This window comes from Chryseobacterium sp. S90 (genome assembly GCF_047444895.1).
Lineage (GTDB): Bacteria > Bacteroidota > Bacteroidia > Flavobacteriales > Weeksellaceae > Chryseobacterium.
The window spans coordinates 179,417-194,149 of the sequence record NZ_JBLGCX010000005.1; the positions used below are offsets into that span (position 1 = coordinate 179,417).

The window sequence follows — 14,733 nt, forward strand, 5'->3', positions numbered from 1 at the left end:
ATGAAAACAATTACTTTAGTTTTTGGAGCGGTTTACGGAATGGTGTCTGTGATCCTGGGTGCATTCGGAGCGCATGCTTTAAAGAAAATATTAGCTGTGGAGAGGCTGGAAAGCTTTGAAACAGGAGTAAGGTATCAGATGTATGCAGCATTTTTCCTGCTGATCATCGGATATATCTTAAAATTTGAAACTTCTGCAGAAAAATGGACTTCCATTTTAATGATTGCAGGAACATTGTTGTTCTCTGTAAGCATCTATTTTCTGAGTATGCAGGATTATCTAGGGATGAACCTTAAATTCTTAGGACCTATCACTCCGCTTGGAGGGCTGATGATGATCTTAAGCTGGGGAATGCTGATCTTATATTTTGCTAAAAACAGAATTTAAGAATGAAGATTAAGAGAAGAAGACGGTTAATAAGAACATTCAATCTCTTAGATCAACCTATCAGATTCAATCCGTTCGTGTTCAGCCGTACTTTTTTCATGTGGGCTGTTACAGGTCTTGTAGGCGGTATTATTGCCGGAGGATATTGGATCGTACTGGAGCATTTCACTGAATTCCTGTCCGGGTTTCAAGGATGGCAGGTGATTCCAACGATGGCAATCTGCGGTTTACTGGCGGGACTGGTGATCCATTTCATAGGAGATCCCGGAGAAATTCACCTGATTGTTAATAACATCAGATTCAATAAAGGAAAACTGGAACCAAAGAATAATCCTTCGATGATTCTTTCATCCCTGTTTTGTGTAGCTTCAGGAGGAAGTTTAGGGCCGGAAGCTCCTTTGGTACAGGTAACCGGTTCTACAGGAACCTGGCTTGGAAAAATTTTCAGACTGAAAGGAGAAGAACTGCGTTCTTTAAGTATCGCCGGGATGGCTTCAGGGTTTACTGCATTATTTGGTGCACCGCTGGGAGGAAGTCTTTTTTCTCTGGAAATCCTTCATCATAAACATGCTGTAGAATACTATAAAGCTATTATTCCTGCCTTGGTAGCGAGCTGTTTCAGTTATCTGATGTTTGCTTTGATTATCCATTTGGGAATCGGGGCAACCTGGGATTTGAAAGCCTATCATTATACTGGAGTATATGATTTTCTATATGCTACATTGTTCGGAATTGTAGGAACATTTTTTGGATGGATTTTCATTTTTGTTGTTAAGTTTTTCAAGAAAGTTTTTGAATACAGACAATTTCCGATTTACATTAAAACATTCGTAGGTGGCATTATTTTAGGGATCATTGCCTATAATTTCCCTATTACAAGATACTTTGGACATAACGAGATCAATCAGCTTATCGGTGGTAATTTCGGACTCAATTTCTTAATCCTGATTCTGGTTTTTAAAATACTGGCGATTGCCATTACAGTAACTTCAGGATGGAGGGGAGGATTTATCATTCCGCTGTTCTTTGTAGGCACCACATTAGGATTGATTATCCATAATTTATTTCCAGGTGTAGATACTACATTAGCTATTGTAAGCTGCATGGCGGCGATTAATGCCTGTGTGACAAGAACGCCGATGAGTACTACCATTATCTTAGGAACACTTACCGGGTTTACCTATTTTGTACCGATATTATTTGCGAGTCTCACAGGATATTTTCTGGCTCCAAGAATTCCGTTCATCGGATCACAATCTGAGAAATTAGTGGAAGAATAAAGGAAATTTGAGTGATATGTTAAAAATCAAGTCAATCAGACTTTAATTTTTGAGTCAATAAACTTGAACTTCCGTGTCTTTTTAGTAAATTTGTCAACCTTTAAATATTAAAATAAAATAATAAAAATAATATGAATCTTCACGAGTATCAATCAAAAGAGATTTTATCAAAGTATGGAGTAGCTATCCAACGTGGTTTCGTTGCAAACAACGTAGATGAAGCTGTAGCAGCTGCTGAAAAATTGACTGCTGAAACCGGAGCTCAGGCTTGGGTTGTAAAAGCGCAGATTCACGCAGGTGGTCGTGGTAAAGGTGGGGGTGTTAAGTTTTCTCCAAACATGGATAAACTTAAAGAGAACGCTCAGAATATCATCGGAATGCAGTTGGTAACTCCTCAAACTTCTGCTGAAGGTAAAAAAGTACACTCTGTTTTGGTTGCAGAAGATGTTTATTATCCGGGAGAATCTGAAACTAAAGAATTTTATGTTTCTATTCTTTTAGATAGAGCTGAAGGAAAAAATACAATCGTATATTCTACTGAAGGTGGTATGGATATTGAGCACGTTGCTGAAGTAACTCCTCATTTGATCCACAACGAACTTATTGATCCTGCTATTGGTCTTCAAGGGTTCCAGGCTAGAAAAATTGCTTTCAACCTAGGTCTTGAAGGAAACGCATTCAAAGAATTTGTGAAATTTATTTCATCTCTTTACAATGCATATACAGGAATTGATGCTTCTCTTTTTGAAATCAACCCGGTATTAAAAACTTCTGATAACAAAATTATCGCTGTAGATGCTAAAGTAACTTTAGATGACAACTCATTGTTCCGTCACAAAGACTTAGCTGAACTTAGAGATACAAGAGAAGAAGATCCAATGGATGTAGAAGCTGGTGAAGCTGGTCTTAACTTCGTAAAACTAGATGGTAACGTTGCTTGTATGGTAAACGGAGCTGGTCTTGCAATGGCAACTATGGATATCATCAAATTATCAGGTGGTAACCCGGCTAACTTCCTTGACGTAGGTGGTACTGCTGATGCTCAGAGAGTACAGACTGCTTTCGGAATCATCTTAAGAGATCCAAACGTAAAAGCTATTTTGATCAACATCTTCGGAGGTATCGTAAGATGTGACAGAGTTGCTCAGGGAGTTGTAGATGCTTACAAAGCGATGGGTAGCCTTCCGGTTCCATTGATCGTAAGATTACAGGGAACTAATGCTGTAGAAGCCAAAAAATTAATTGACGAGTCTGGTCTTCCGGTACACTCTGCAATTACTTTAGAAGAAGCTGCAAACAAAGTAAAAGAAGTTTTAGCGTAATCTAAAATTTTTAAATAAAATATAAACCGTTTCATTTTTGGAACGGTTTTTTTGTTTCAAACATGAAGACAGAAAGTTTTTTTAAGATTTTTCTTGGATTAAATTTTCCCACAGATCGCACAAATCACACAGATTTTATAGTATAGGTTTCATCTGAAAAATCAGTATGAAATACACATTTTACAATTTTATCGGAGATAAAATCTTTGCGTCTTAAAATATTAAATAGCAATGTGGAAGAATTGCGCCTTTGCGATACCTAACCTTTAATAGTGTAAAAAAGACCAATTCAATAATTGAATGGTATTTATATTTTTAGAAATAATTCCTTACTTATCCTGATGGCTTTCAGGTAAAATATTCTCTCCACTCGTAATACTGATACTCGTTGGCGTTACCAACTGCACTTTATCCACATCAAAACGCTCTTTAATCCCTAAATAAGCCTTACTTCTTACCTGAGCCAGGTTAGAACCTACTTTTATCCAGAACTTCACCTGAAGATTAAATGCACCTTGTTTCAGATCTGTAAAGATCACCTCAATGGTGTCTAACTTATCCACATTGTCAAGATTTTTAATCACATCCAGAATCCCTTTCTGCGCTATACTGATATCTTCATCAGCAGGAATTTCAAAATTTAAAATAATCCTGCGTTGTGGGGAAGCCGTAATATTATAAAACGGAGCATTGAAGACGACCTGATTAGGAATATAAGCCTTCTTCCCATCATCAGTAAGAATTTTGGTTGTTAAAAAACCGATCTCCTGTACCGTTCCTGAATGTGCTCCAATCGTAATATAATCTCCTACTTTGTATGCTTTGTCAATTCCAATCAGCATTCCGGAGAAAATACTGGATACAAGATCTTTCAGGGCAACCCCTGCAATAACCCCTGCAACCCCCAAACTTCCGATAAACTTCCAGAGAAAGCCGCTGAATCCCATTATTTCCAGTGCAATAAAAGTTCCCATCAGTATGATCAGGAATCTGAATATACTGATTAAAGTCACTAGTGAACTTTCTTTTTTGCTCTTCGGAAAAAATTTATGGAACAGTTTTACGGCTGCCTGACTTAAATATTTACTGGTAATCAGGAAAAATGTAAATACTAAAATTCCGACAATAAGTTTTGGAGTAAGCTCTGCAAATGTCACATACCAGTTTTCCAATACTTTATAAACAAGATCTACATACCTGAGTCCGGTTTTCTCCATGAATAAAAATTTTAATTAAAGATATAAATTTTCATCAAAAAATTTGCCAGTTCCAAAAAGTCTACTAAATTTGTAGACTATAAAGAAAAAGCATTATGTCAATTAAACTAGGAGATACAGCACCCAACTTTCAGACAGAGTCATCTGTAGGTGATATTAATTTCTATAATTATCTGGGAGATTCCTGGGGGATTCTGTTTTCGCATCCTGCAGATTATACGCCGGTATGCACTACAGAGTTGGGGTACACCGCAAAATTGCAATCTGAATTTGATGCCAGAGGAACGAAAGTGATCGCTTTAAGTGTAGATGGAGTAGAGGATCACCAAAACTGGGTAAAAGATATTAATGAAACCCAGAATACCAATGTACAGTTTCCTATTATTGCTGATAAAGACAGAAAAGTTTCTGAGCTGTATGATTTTATTCATCTTAATGCTTCGGTGACGGCTACTGTACGTTCTCTTTTGATTATTGATCCTTCCAAAAAAGTTAGACTGATTATTACCTATCCGGCCTCTACAGGAAGAAATTTTGATGAAATCCTTAGAGTGCTGGATTCTTTACAGCTTGTGGATAATTATCGCGTGGCTACTCCTGTTAACTGGGAAAATGGAGAAGATGTGATTGTTCCGCCAACGATTTCTACAGAAGAAGCACGAAAGATTTTTCCAAAAGGAGTGACAGAAATAAAACCTTATTTACGATACACGCCACAACCCAATACATGATTTATTTGATTTTTTATAGTTTAGTTTTAATTTGTACGAAAAGCGCCCCGAAATAAATTTTCGGGGCGCTTTCATTTTTTATAAGTATTTCAGTGATTACTTAACGTCGTTGATGATTTGTTTACCTTTAGAAGTTGGTAAATAAATACTGAATCCTACATTGAAAGTTAAAGTAGAAGTTAATCCCTCACTACCAAATCCTGCAACACCATTATATTTTACTAGGCCTTCAACACCAATGTTTGGTGTAATGAAGTATGAATAACCAGGACCTGCTCCAAAATCTAAACCTGTTGTAGAGTTAGATCCTTCAGTAGAAGTTCCTCCAATACCTACATTACCTTCAAAGAACCATCTTCCGTGGTGTAATAGATTATCGACTCCTTTTTCTCCTGGAGAAACGTAATATCTGCCTAAAGCCCCAACTTTATAAACAAAATTGGTAGGCGATCCATTTGTTACTTTATTAAATCCTAAATCTACATATCCCCCAACAGCTACATTGTCTTGAATAAAGTAAGCCGCTTTTGGCTGTAATGAAATATTATATCCACCACCTGTATTTAAACCAAAATTACTGGCTACGATGCTACTTCCTACCATCCAATTACCTTTTTGAATCTGAGCGTTTGCGGTTGCTGTTAAACCTGCTACGGCTAATATCCCTGTTAAAATAAGTTTTTTCATAATTTATTATTTTAATAATTAAATGTTTATTATTCACGAGTTATAGAAAAAACAATAAATGTGCCATACTCTTAATTTTAGGTAATTTTTCTAAATAAACGTTAATATTCTCAGGGAGATATAATTCATTTTTTTAACATATTAACTGAGGATTTCATAATGATAAAGAAAATAAAAAGCGGGTTTTAAAAAGGAAATGATAAAAATGGGTAATAAATCCCAAGTGCTTTTCTCTCTTTGTTCAGTGTGCTGAGTATTAAACAAATAAAAGAATGATAGATATCATCAGCCCTGCAATCGTAAACTTGATTCCGCGTTTGAAAGCCTTTGTTTTAGGATTAAACATCCAGAAACTTGAAATCACAAAAAAGAAAAGAGAAACTCCGAAGAATACACTTAGAGGCGATATAGCATCCTTAGACTGTGATTTGTGAAGAGAAACCATTTTGTCTAATACGAAAGGCAGCTCTTTCTTTGTATACTTTGCTTTTCCGGTTGCACTGTCATAAGTTCCCTGTTTAAAATAAAGAACACTTCCTTCTGTTTTTTCCACTTCAAGACCTTTCATCTTCAGCTCTTTTTTCAGTTCTTTCTCTGAAAGATTGGCCGCGATATTTTTTTCATACTTCTTTTCGCTTTTCAGAAAATCAGTGTCTCTGTACACGAGAAGGATTCCACTTAAAGAATATACGGCCATAATTCCGGCAAGGAAATATCCCAGATAACGGTGTGTAATTCTCATGAAAGTTCTTGTGTCTTTAATCTTATCCATATCTTATTGTTTTGTTTTTGTTTTAAAATTTCAAAAGTGGAAACTGCAAAAATGCAATTTCCACTTTTAATGAAAGAATTATTATATAAAGAATTCTAGAGTCTGTATGTCAGTGTGAAATAGTAGTTTCTCGGCGTGATAGGATTCACTGAATAATTTTCATGAACATTGTAGTTTACAACATCAAACAGGTTCCCCACTTTCCCCTGGATAGAGAATTTTTTCCATTCGTAGCCTACAGATACCATTACGGTAGTGTAATCTTTTAGAGCAAATGATCTGCTGATTCCGTTTCTTGCACCCAAGCCTGTAGAACCATTTTTTGTATCATTCCATCCGGCTAATCTGTCACCGATGAAGTAAGCTCCTGCACCTACTCTAAGTCCTTTTGCATAACGCGTGAATTTATAAAATACAGAAGCATTAGCTGTTGTAGCTGGTGTTCTTACTAATCTTTGTTTCTCAACATATCCAAAACCGTCTGGTGTATCAAGATATACCGAGTTGTTATAAGAGAATCCACCGATAATTGATAAATTTTCTGTAGGATTTCCTGTGATGTCAAGCTCAACCCCACGGCTTCTCATTTTTCCTGCAAATTCTTTATAGAATGAATCTGAATTCGCCTGTCCATTTGCTAATTGAGGAGCGGTCTGATAATAATTATTGTAAACAATTTGATATGCAGTAAGGTTTACAGCTAAAGCATTATTCCAGAAATTCTTTTTTACTCCAACTTCATATTGGTCAATAGTAGTAGGCTTTAATGCTTGTTCATAAATATCTTTTCCTGTATTTTGAGCAAAAGAGTTGGTATAGGTTGCAAATACAGAAAGGTTATCATTTGGCATATATACTAAACCTGCTTTTGGTGAAAATGCTCTGTCAGATATTGCTGTATTTTTTTGATCAACATCTCCAAGGTCATTTGAAAATGTATTTTTAGTATTGGTCATTGTTTCTAAATAAGACCATCTTAAACCAGCAATCACTTTAAGTTGCTTGGTAAGGCTTATGAAGTCCTGAATGTAAATCCCAAATCTTTGTGTAGGAATTTTTGTTCTGTCTTTTAATGAAGCGTAAGGCATTTTTCCACTTGCCCAAGTTGAAGGATCATCTAAATAAAGATTATTATTTAAGGTAGCTGTATTACCATTAGTTCCATAAACCGTTGGATTGGTATATGTGTAGTTATTTTGAACACCATAGTCTCCATCAGTACCAATTAAAACCTTATGATTGATTTTTCCGGTATTGAACTCTCCATTAATATTAACTTGTAATGAAGTGTAGTTTTGTTCGTTAAATGTTTTATTTAGAGGTCTTTGCCAGAAAAGACGGTTTGTATTCTTTTCATATCCCCATTGTACTCTTTCAGTAGAGTAGTAATCTTTAGTATAGTTCTGATAAGAAGCTACAGCATTTAATGACCATTTTTCAGTAAACTGATGATTAAAAGTTATGTTGGTAGAAACTTGTTCTACATTTTGATATTGCCAGTCAGCCCCTAAGAAAGCATTTTTAGGGAGTAAGTCATTGATTTTATAACTTCCATCAGGATTGGTAATGGATCCAAGACCAAAATCCGGAGTAAAATTATTCTTAAGATAATCTGCCTCAACAATTAACTGAGATTTATCGCTTAAATTAAATAAAAATGAAGGATTGAAGTAGTACTTCTCTGATTCTACAATATCTCTGAAACTTTCAGCATGCTCATAGGCACCATTTATTCTGAATGCAACATTTTTGGATAGAGGCCCATAAATATCAACTGTTGGCTTATAGGAATTCCAGCTTCCCCCGTTTAATCCTACGCTTCCCCCAAAATTGAATTTAGGTTTTTTGGTAATCATATTGATAACACCACCCGCTGCTGTATTACCAAAAAGCATAGCATTCGCTCCCTTTAAAACTTCTACTCTTTCCAGGCCACTTACTTCAGGGAAAACACCACTGTTTATTCTTGAACCATTCTTAAAAATGTTATCATTTCCTAAAATGAAACCACGTCCACCAAAACTATCCTGAGAATTTCCTCTGGATGAAGTGATATACAGACCGTTTACATTTTGAAGAACATCACTAAGCTGTTTTGCCTGCTGCTGCTCAATGATTTCGTGAGTAACAATAGCAATAGGCTGTGGATTTTCCATTACCGTCAGGTTTGATTTTGTCGATAATGGTCTAGCCTGGTTCGGGTTTCCTGTTTTATGAAGATTGATGTCCTCAATGGTCTGAGTTCTGATGGTGTCTGCTTCAGCATTTTTCATCTGTGAACTCGCTGAAACAGCGATCAATAGAAGACCTAAAGAAAGTAGTTGTCTTTTCATTTTATTTTTATGTAGAACAGTTTTAAATAAGGCGCAAATGTAAGTATTTGTTTAGAATAGATAAAAATAATTTTATGATTTAAATCATATTTTTCAGCGTTAGTGAGATGGATTATTTCTATACCTCCTTTAGATTAAGGAATAGAGCGTTTTTTATGAATATATTTGTTAAAAATTATAATATGCAATTGGTAAAAGCAGGGCTTTGTGCCTTTGGAATGAGCGGAAAAGTGTTCCATGCTCCCTTTTTAAAGGAACATCCGGGATTTTTTATATCTGCTGTAGTGGAAAGAAGTAAGGAAGAGTCTAAGGAAAAATATCCTGAAGCAACCATTTATCGTTCTGTAGAAGAAATGCTTCAGCATGCGGATGTAGAATTGGTCATCATCAACACTCCGGTTCAGACGCATTATGAATATGCAAAAAAAGCATTAGAGGCGGGAAAAAATATTATCGTAGAAAAACCTTTTACGGTAAATGTTGCTGAAGCGGAAGAGCTGGTACAGTTGGCTGAAGAAAAAGGATTGTTTTTAAGTGTATATCAAAACAGAAGATTCGACCGTGACTTCTTGCAGGTTCAGAAGATTTTAAATGATAAAAAAATAGGGAATATTAAAGAGGCGGAAATCCGCTTTGACAGATTCCGTACAACTCCTAGTGGAAAACAACATAAAGAAAGTCCGGATCAGGTAGGCTCAGGAACACTTCATGATCTGGGTGCTCATCTTGTAGATCAGGCTGTACAGTATTTTGGATATCCTGAAAAACTTTTTGCAGATGTATTTTCTATGAAGGGAAAAGAATTTGCAAATGATTATTTTGAGATCCTGCTATTCTATAAAAATGATCTGAGAGTAAGACTAAAAACATCGGTTTTCAGTAAAGAAGGTCATTACGCTTATACTATTCATGGAGACAGAGGAACTTTTTTACAGGAACGAACAGATAATCAGGAAAATGAATTGGTAGCAGGTGCTATTCCGGAATATGGTAAAGAATGGACCCAGCCATTGAAAGAATCGGATGGAATTTTAAACTTCCTGAATGATCATTCCGAGACTGAAAGAATTCTAACCTCCAGCGAAGCCGGAAATTACATGGATTATTACCAGCAGATCTATGAGCACATTGTGTTTGGATATGCATTACCATCTCCGGGAAGAGAAGTTATCCAGAATATGAAAATCATTGATGCTTCTCTGGAAAGTGCAAAAGAAGAAAGAGTAATTCAATTATAAAAAGGTTATTCAATTATAAATTATAAATTATGAATTATGAATTATGAATTATGAATTATGAATTATGAATTAATTTAAGGTTCAAAGTTTGATAGTAGTCGTGATTAGAGATTTTCAACCCTTTTACACTCAAACTCTCAAACTCGCTGACTCATTCATAATTCATCATTTATAACTCATAATTATTAAAGGATTTCCTGAAGCTCCAGCCATCTCATCTCATGGTTCTCCAGCTTTTCTGAAACTGTTTCCAGTTCGGAAGAGAGTTTGGCGATCTTTTCGTAATCTGCTTCATTGTTGAGCTGATCCAGAATTTTGGAACGCTGGTCTTCAAGTTCCGGCATTTCCTTTTCTATCGTTTCCAGCTCTTTTTGTTCTTTAAAAGTTAATTTTCTTTTTTTAGAAGCAGCCACTGGAGCGATTTCTGTTACAGCAGCAATTTCTTTAGCGGGCTCAGGTTTTGCAGTGGTATTTTTTTCTAAAGCTTCTTCACGGCTTCTTGCCTCTCTGTATTCTGAGAAATTTCCTACAAAATTTCTGATTTTTCCGTCTCCTTCAAAAGCCAGGACATGATCTACAATTCTGTCCATGAAATATCGGTCGTGGGAAACAATAATCAAAGATCCCTGAAATTGCTGAAGGAAGTTTTCAAGAACCGTTAGCGTAGGAAGATCAAGGTCATTCGTAGGCTCATCAAAAATCAGGAAATTAGGATTCTGATACAAAATATACATCAGGTGAAGTCTTCTCTTTTCCCCACCTGAAAGTTTGGAGATAGGAGAGTACTGAGTCTGATCGTCAAATAAGAACAATCTTAAGAATTGCGATGCTGACAGGCTTCTTCCATTGGCCAATGGATAAAATTCTGCAATCTCCTTGATGAAATCAATCACACGCTCATCCTCTTTATATGTAAGCCCTTTCTGAGCGAAATAACCGAAAGATATCGTTTCTCCGGTTTCAATTTCTCCCTTGTCAGCTTTTTCCAAACCTTGGATAATATTAAGCAGGGTAGATTTTCCAGCACCGTTTTTCCCGATAATTCCAACCTTTTCACCACGTTGAAACTGGTAGCTGAAATCTTTTAGAAGAACTTTTGCTCCAAAACTTTTATCAATATGTTTAAGTTCGAGAATTTTATTCCCCAAACGCTTCATTTCAAAATCCAGTTCCAAGCCATCTTTTCTGGTATCGGTTTTGGCAACCTTTTCAGTTTCGTAAAAAGCATCAATTCTGCTCTTTGATTTTGTAGTTCTGGCTTTCGGCTGTCTGCGCATCCACTCCAGTTCCTTTCTGTAAAGGTTATTGGCTTTATCAATAGTAGCATTAAGATTCTCCTCACGAATCATTTTGTTTTCAAGATAAGTAGCATATGAACCATTATGCACATACAGATTTCTATCTTCCATTTCCCAGATAATATCACAAACACTGTCAAGGAAATATCGGTCGTGGGTTACGAGTAATAATGTGATTTTTGCTTTATTCAGATAATTTTCAAGCCATTCTACCATATCCACATCAAGGTGGTTGGTAGGTTCATCCATGATAAGAAGCGTATGTCTGTGTTCAGCTCTTGTTTCCGTCAAAAGTTTAGCCAGCGCTACACGCTTGATCTGACCTCCGGAAAGCGTTCCCATTTTTGCATCCAGATCAGTAATCTTAAGCTGGGAAAGAATCTGCTTCATTTCATTTTCAAGATCCCACGCTTTGTGAGCTTCCATATCGGCCAATGCCTTCTCAATAAAATCATTATCTGTAGAATGAAGTGATAGATGATAATTTTTAAGAGCAAGAATAGGTTCTGAATCCAGCGCCATCATAAATTCCTCAATGCTGAGTTTAGGATCATAATCAATTTCCTGGTCAAATAATACCACCTGGATATCTTTGTTAATGATCGCAGTTCCACTGTCTGCAATTTCTTTACCCATTAATATTTTCAGAAGGGTAGATTTTCCACTTCCGTTTTTGGCAACAATAGCAATTTTATCCCCTTCATTGATATGAAAAGTAATGTTTTCAAATAAAACTTTGATGCCGTAAGATTTGGTAAGATTTTCTGCAGAAACGTAATTCATTGGAAATTAATGGTTTGATTTTAATTTTGAATTGAACCGCAAAAATACGAAAATGTAACCTAAAATTTTCCGGAACCTCTTTTATAAAAATGAATATTTATAATTTTTTAATAGACTGTGCCCATTATCTGGAAAAACTATTCAGTAAATTTGATAAGACACAATGAATACATTTTTTTAATAATATAAATAATACAAAAATCTGATTGAAGTAATGAAAAAAGTAATTGTCGACATGGATGGGGTAATGGCGGATGTATATCATCAGCTGGTACAATTTGAAAAAAGAGATACGGGGAGAGAAATTGAAATCAGTGATTTGACAGGTAAACCTGAAATAGAATCATTTCCGAATGGGAAAAAGCACGTTAATGAAGTAGGGTTTTTCAGAACGCTGCCTGTAATGAAAGGAAGTCGTGAAGCAATGGAATATCTGAATAATAAATATGATCTGTATATTGTCTCTGCAGGCATGGAATTTCCCAACAGCTTAAGAGAAAAATACGATTGGCTGGCAGAACACTTCCCATTCATTACCTGGGAGCAGATTGTTCTTTGTGGAAGCAAAAAAGTAGTTTCAGGAGATGTAATGATTGATGATTATCCAAAAAATTTAGACCATTTTTCAGGACAAAGATTGATCTTTACCCAGCCTCATAATGAGCTGATAGAAAACGAGACTTACGAAAGAGTTCATTCCTGGGAAGAAGTTATGAATATCCTTTAATAGCACGAAATGTAAATATTTTTAGAGTTCTTTTGAAAACAATGGGGTTTTTTAAAAGAACTTTAACTATAAGAAGAATAAATTTAATAAAGAATTGTGACAGCTGATGGTTTAAAATAAATAAGTTTGCGTCAAACTTTTAACATGAAAATATATCATACTTTATTCTTCCTTTTGGCGGCTTCAGCCTTCCATGCACAGGTTATTTCCGGAACTATTATTTCTAAAAACGAAAATCAGCCGATTCCTTACGTGAAAATCGGGATTGAAAAGAAATCAACCGGGGCGATTTCAGATGAAAAAGGACAATTTTCAATTGATCTTTCCAATGCTGAACCACAGCAGAAAATAAAAATAGAAGTCCCGGGATACGATCTTTATCAGGAAACAATAGAGAGTTTTAAAAAGCATGACCAGCAAAAAGTATTTTTAACAGAGAAAATTAAAAATATTAAAGAGATTGCAATAAAACCTAAAAAACTTGTTGATAAAAACTGGGGAGTCAATACAAAAACAAAAAGTGTTATTTATTCTGTTAATCCGGAATTTGACAAAAAAAGTTTTCTTGGAGAAACTGCTTTAGAATTCAATGCTAAGAAAAGATCCAAAATTAAAAATATCAATCTGAATATAGCCAGCTATGTTTCTACTCAGCCGGTTTTGATGAGATATAGCATTTACAGTGAAAAAAATGGCTTCCCGGATAAAAATATTCTTGAAGAAGAGATTACCGTGGAACTTACTGAAAATATGATTAAAGACGGAACCTATACCCTGGATGTCAATGATCGTAATATTTGGGTTCAGGGAAAATTTTTTATCGGAATCCAGTTTTTAAAAGATTTTGATGGCAGAATTAAAATAAGTGCCGCTTTATTCAGAACCGGATTTATAAGAGAATTTTATGGAGACTGGCAGAAAATGACTATTGCTGCACCAGCGATTAATATTGATGTGAAAATGGATAAAAACGGAAGCGATACTCAGAGTGAAAATGATTAATACCTGATGTCTCTGAGTAACTGAAGAATCAATCACTTGTTCATATAATTCTATCTTCACTAATCCAGCGTCAGTCTTTTTAACGACCATGAATTGCCATTGTAGATATCAAGATCTACTTTGGTGTTGATGCCATGAACAATACCGTTTTCCGTAAACTGCCAGAAATCCCACTGGTCATCGGGAGATGGAGAAGGAACGTCATTGTAATTGGCCAGCCATAGCGGATAATCTTCAAATTCTCCTTTCAGGAAATCCTTATAATAATGATAATAGGTATAAATGATAGGCTTTTCACCATAAGCATCCTCTACAATTTTACACCAGACTTTAAGATCTTCAATCAGTTTTTTGTTCGTTTTACGCTTTGGAATTTTTTCAATATCAAGAATAGGAGGAAGATCGCCACTTTCAAGTTTTACATTTGCTAAAAAATTATTGGCCTGAATGACAGGATCTTCATCAGCTCTGTAAAAGTGATAGGCACCACGGATAAGATCATGTTTTTTAGCCATTTCCCAGAATTCCTCAAAATGCTTGTCGGCACTTCGGTTTCCCATTGTAGCACGCATAACGACAAACTCCAGCGGAATCGTTTTATTTCCAATACTGAGACTGTCCCATTTGATATCTTCCCTGTTCTGATAATGAGAAACATCAAAACCATAAGTTTTATCAAGGTTGTTCGCTAAAATTCTCTGAATTCTTGCGGCTTCTCTTTCGCTGTTGTGGAGTTTCTTGTGGGTAAATTTGTTAAAGTACAGTGCGTAATAATAGCTGACGGATTGCTTCAAATAAAAGCCGGTTCCAATAAGAGCTACAATTAAAATAGCCAATATCATCCATCTTCGGAAAAAATACTTCTTCCGTCTTGTTTTATGGAGCTGTTTGGCAGTTTTTTTGGTGTACTTTTTTGGTGTCATAAAGTTTTGCAAAACTAACTTTTTTCACTGCTA

General features: G+C 35.6%; 13 protein-coding genes. 7 read left to right on the forward strand and 6 right to left on the reverse strand.

The window, feature by feature from the left end:
- The 3 genes from ACLMCG_RS14680 to sucC all read left to right on the forward strand — a co-directional run bounded on the left by ACLMCG_RS14680 (position 1) and on the right by sucC (position 2,989).
- Positions 1-387, forward strand: coding sequence for a DUF423 domain-containing protein (locus ACLMCG_RS14680; protein ID WP_034694871.1), 387 nt, complete (start codon positions 1-3; stop codon positions 385-387).
- Positions 388-389: 2 nt separating this feature from the next.
- A complete protein-coding gene (locus ACLMCG_RS14685; protein WP_413960091.1) occupies positions 390-1,667 on the forward strand; it encodes a chloride channel protein in 1,278 nt (425 codons plus the stop codon).
- Between the two features lie 131 nt (positions 1,668-1,798).
- Entirely contained in the window at positions 1,799-2,989 is a 1,191-nt protein-coding gene (sucC, locus tag ACLMCG_RS14690; protein WP_034694875.1) for an ADP-forming succinate--CoA ligase subunit beta, read from the forward strand.
- A 329-nt stretch (positions 2,990-3,318) separates the two neighbouring features.
- Here the strand turns inward: sucC and ACLMCG_RS14695 are convergent, their stop codons facing one another.
- A complete protein-coding gene (locus tag ACLMCG_RS14695) occupies positions 3,319-4,206 on the reverse strand; it encodes a mechanosensitive ion channel family protein (RefSeq protein WP_413960090.1) in 888 nt (295 codons plus the stop codon).
- 95 nt (positions 4,207-4,301) lie between these two features.
- Between ACLMCG_RS14695 and ACLMCG_RS14700 the strand changes: the two genes are divergently transcribed.
- Positions 4,302-4,937 carry a peroxiredoxin gene (locus tag ACLMCG_RS14700; RefSeq protein ID WP_413960089.1) on the forward strand — a complete coding sequence of 212 codons (636 nt, stop codon included), beginning with the start codon at positions 4,302-4,304 and terminating at the stop codon, positions 4,935-4,937.
- Between the two features lie 96 nt (positions 4,938-5,033).
- Here ACLMCG_RS14700 and ACLMCG_RS14705 read toward each other — a convergent pair whose 3' ends face one another.
- From ACLMCG_RS14705 to ACLMCG_RS14715, 3 genes are all read right to left on the reverse strand, one after another.
- A complete protein-coding gene (locus ACLMCG_RS14705; RefSeq protein ID WP_413960088.1) occupies positions 5,034-5,624 on the reverse strand; it encodes a hypothetical protein in 591 nt (196 codons plus the stop codon).
- Positions 5,625-5,880: 256 nt separating this feature from the next.
- Complete coding sequence (locus tag ACLMCG_RS14710; RefSeq protein WP_413960087.1) at positions 5,881-6,396, reverse strand: hypothetical protein; 516 nt, start codon at positions 6,394-6,396, stop codon at positions 5,881-5,883.
- 95 nt (positions 6,397-6,491) lie between these two features.
- Positions 6,492-8,729: a TonB-dependent siderophore receptor gene (locus ACLMCG_RS14715; protein ID WP_413960086.1), complete on the reverse strand. Its 2,238-nt coding sequence runs from the start codon at positions 8,727-8,729 to the stop codon at positions 6,492-6,494.
- A gap of 182 nt (positions 8,730-8,911) precedes the next feature.
- Here ACLMCG_RS14715 and ACLMCG_RS14720 point away from each other — a divergent pair, with 182 nt between their 5' ends.
- On the forward strand, positions 8,912-9,967 hold the full coding sequence (locus ACLMCG_RS14720; RefSeq protein ID WP_413960085.1) for a Gfo/Idh/MocA family oxidoreductase: 1,056 nt from the start codon (positions 8,912-8,914) through the stop codon (positions 9,965-9,967).
- A gap of 185 nt (positions 9,968-10,152) precedes the next feature.
- On the opposite strand, the gene ACLMCG_RS14725 is transcribed toward ACLMCG_RS14720, so the two are convergent.
- Positions 10,153-12,048 (reverse strand): ABC-F family ATP-binding cassette domain-containing protein, encoded by a 1,896-nt coding sequence (locus ACLMCG_RS14725; protein WP_413960084.1) that lies wholly within the window; start codon positions 12,046-12,048, stop codon positions 10,153-10,155.
- 214 nt (positions 12,049-12,262) lie between these two features.
- On the opposite strand from ACLMCG_RS14725, the gene ACLMCG_RS14730 reads away from it, so the two are divergent.
- Both ACLMCG_RS14730 and ACLMCG_RS14735 read left to right on the forward strand, forming a co-directional pair.
- Positions 12,263-12,775, forward strand: a complete 513-nt coding sequence (locus ACLMCG_RS14730) for a 5' nucleotidase, NT5C type (RefSeq protein ID WP_413960083.1) — start codon at positions 12,263-12,265, stop codon at positions 12,773-12,775.
- Positions 12,776-12,919: 144 nt separating this feature from the next.
- Positions 12,920-13,777 carry a carboxypeptidase-like regulatory domain-containing protein gene (locus ACLMCG_RS14735; protein WP_413960082.1) on the forward strand — a complete coding sequence of 286 codons (858 nt, stop codon included), beginning with the start codon at positions 12,920-12,922 and terminating at the stop codon, positions 13,775-13,777.
- Positions 13,778-13,836: 59 nt separating this feature from the next.
- On the opposite strand, the gene ACLMCG_RS14740 is transcribed toward ACLMCG_RS14735, so the two are convergent.
- Positions 13,837-14,700: a glycoside hydrolase family 25 protein gene (locus tag ACLMCG_RS14740; RefSeq protein ID WP_413960081.1), complete on the reverse strand. Its 864-nt coding sequence runs from the start codon at positions 14,698-14,700 to the stop codon at positions 13,837-13,839.
- Positions 14,701-14,733 lie beyond the last annotated feature (33 nt).

Excerpts from the sequence above, each read along its gene's own strand:
- ACLMCG_RS14680 (WP_034694871.1), top strand. The coding sequence starts at position 1 with ATGAAAACAATTACTTTAGTTTTTGGAGCGGTTTACGGAATGGTGTCT.
- ACLMCG_RS14685 (WP_413960091.1), top strand. The coding sequence starts at position 390 with ATGAAGATTAAGAGAAGAAGACGGTTAATAAGAACATTCAATCTCTTA.
- sucC (WP_034694875.1), top strand. The coding sequence starts at position 1,799 with ATGAATCTTCACGAGTATCAATCAAAAGAGATTTTATCAAAGTATGGA.
- ACLMCG_RS14695 (WP_413960090.1), bottom strand. The coding sequence starts at position 4,206 with ATGGAGAAAACCGGACTCAGGTATGTAGATCTTGTTTATAAAGTATTG.
- ACLMCG_RS14700 (WP_413960089.1), top strand. The coding sequence starts at position 4,302 with ATGTCAATTAAACTAGGAGATACAGCACCCAACTTTCAGACAGAGTCA.
- ACLMCG_RS14705 (WP_413960088.1), bottom strand. The coding sequence starts at position 5,624 with ATGAAAAAACTTATTTTAACAGGGATATTAGCCGTAGCAGGTTTAACA.
- ACLMCG_RS14710 (WP_413960087.1), bottom strand. The coding sequence starts at position 6,396 with ATGGATAAGATTAAAGACACAAGAACTTTCATGAGAATTACACACCGT.
- ACLMCG_RS14715 (WP_413960086.1), bottom strand. The coding sequence starts at position 8,729 with ATGAAAAGACAACTACTTTCTTTAGGTCTTCTATTGATCGCTGTTTCA.
- ACLMCG_RS14720 (WP_413960085.1), top strand. The coding sequence starts at position 8,912 with ATGCAATTGGTAAAAGCAGGGCTTTGTGCCTTTGGAATGAGCGGAAAA.
- ACLMCG_RS14725 (WP_413960084.1), bottom strand. The coding sequence starts at position 12,048 with ATGAATTACGTTTCTGCAGAAAATCTTACCAAATCTTACGGCATCAAA.
- ACLMCG_RS14730 (WP_413960083.1), top strand. The coding sequence starts at position 12,263 with ATGAAAAAAGTAATTGTCGACATGGATGGGGTAATGGCGGATGTATAT.
- ACLMCG_RS14735 (WP_413960082.1), top strand. The coding sequence starts at position 12,920 with ATGAAAATATATCATACTTTATTCTTCCTTTTGGCGGCTTCAGCCTTC.
- ACLMCG_RS14740 (WP_413960081.1), bottom strand. The coding sequence starts at position 14,700 with ATGACACCAAAAAAGTACACCAAAAAAACTGCCAAACAGCTCCATAAA.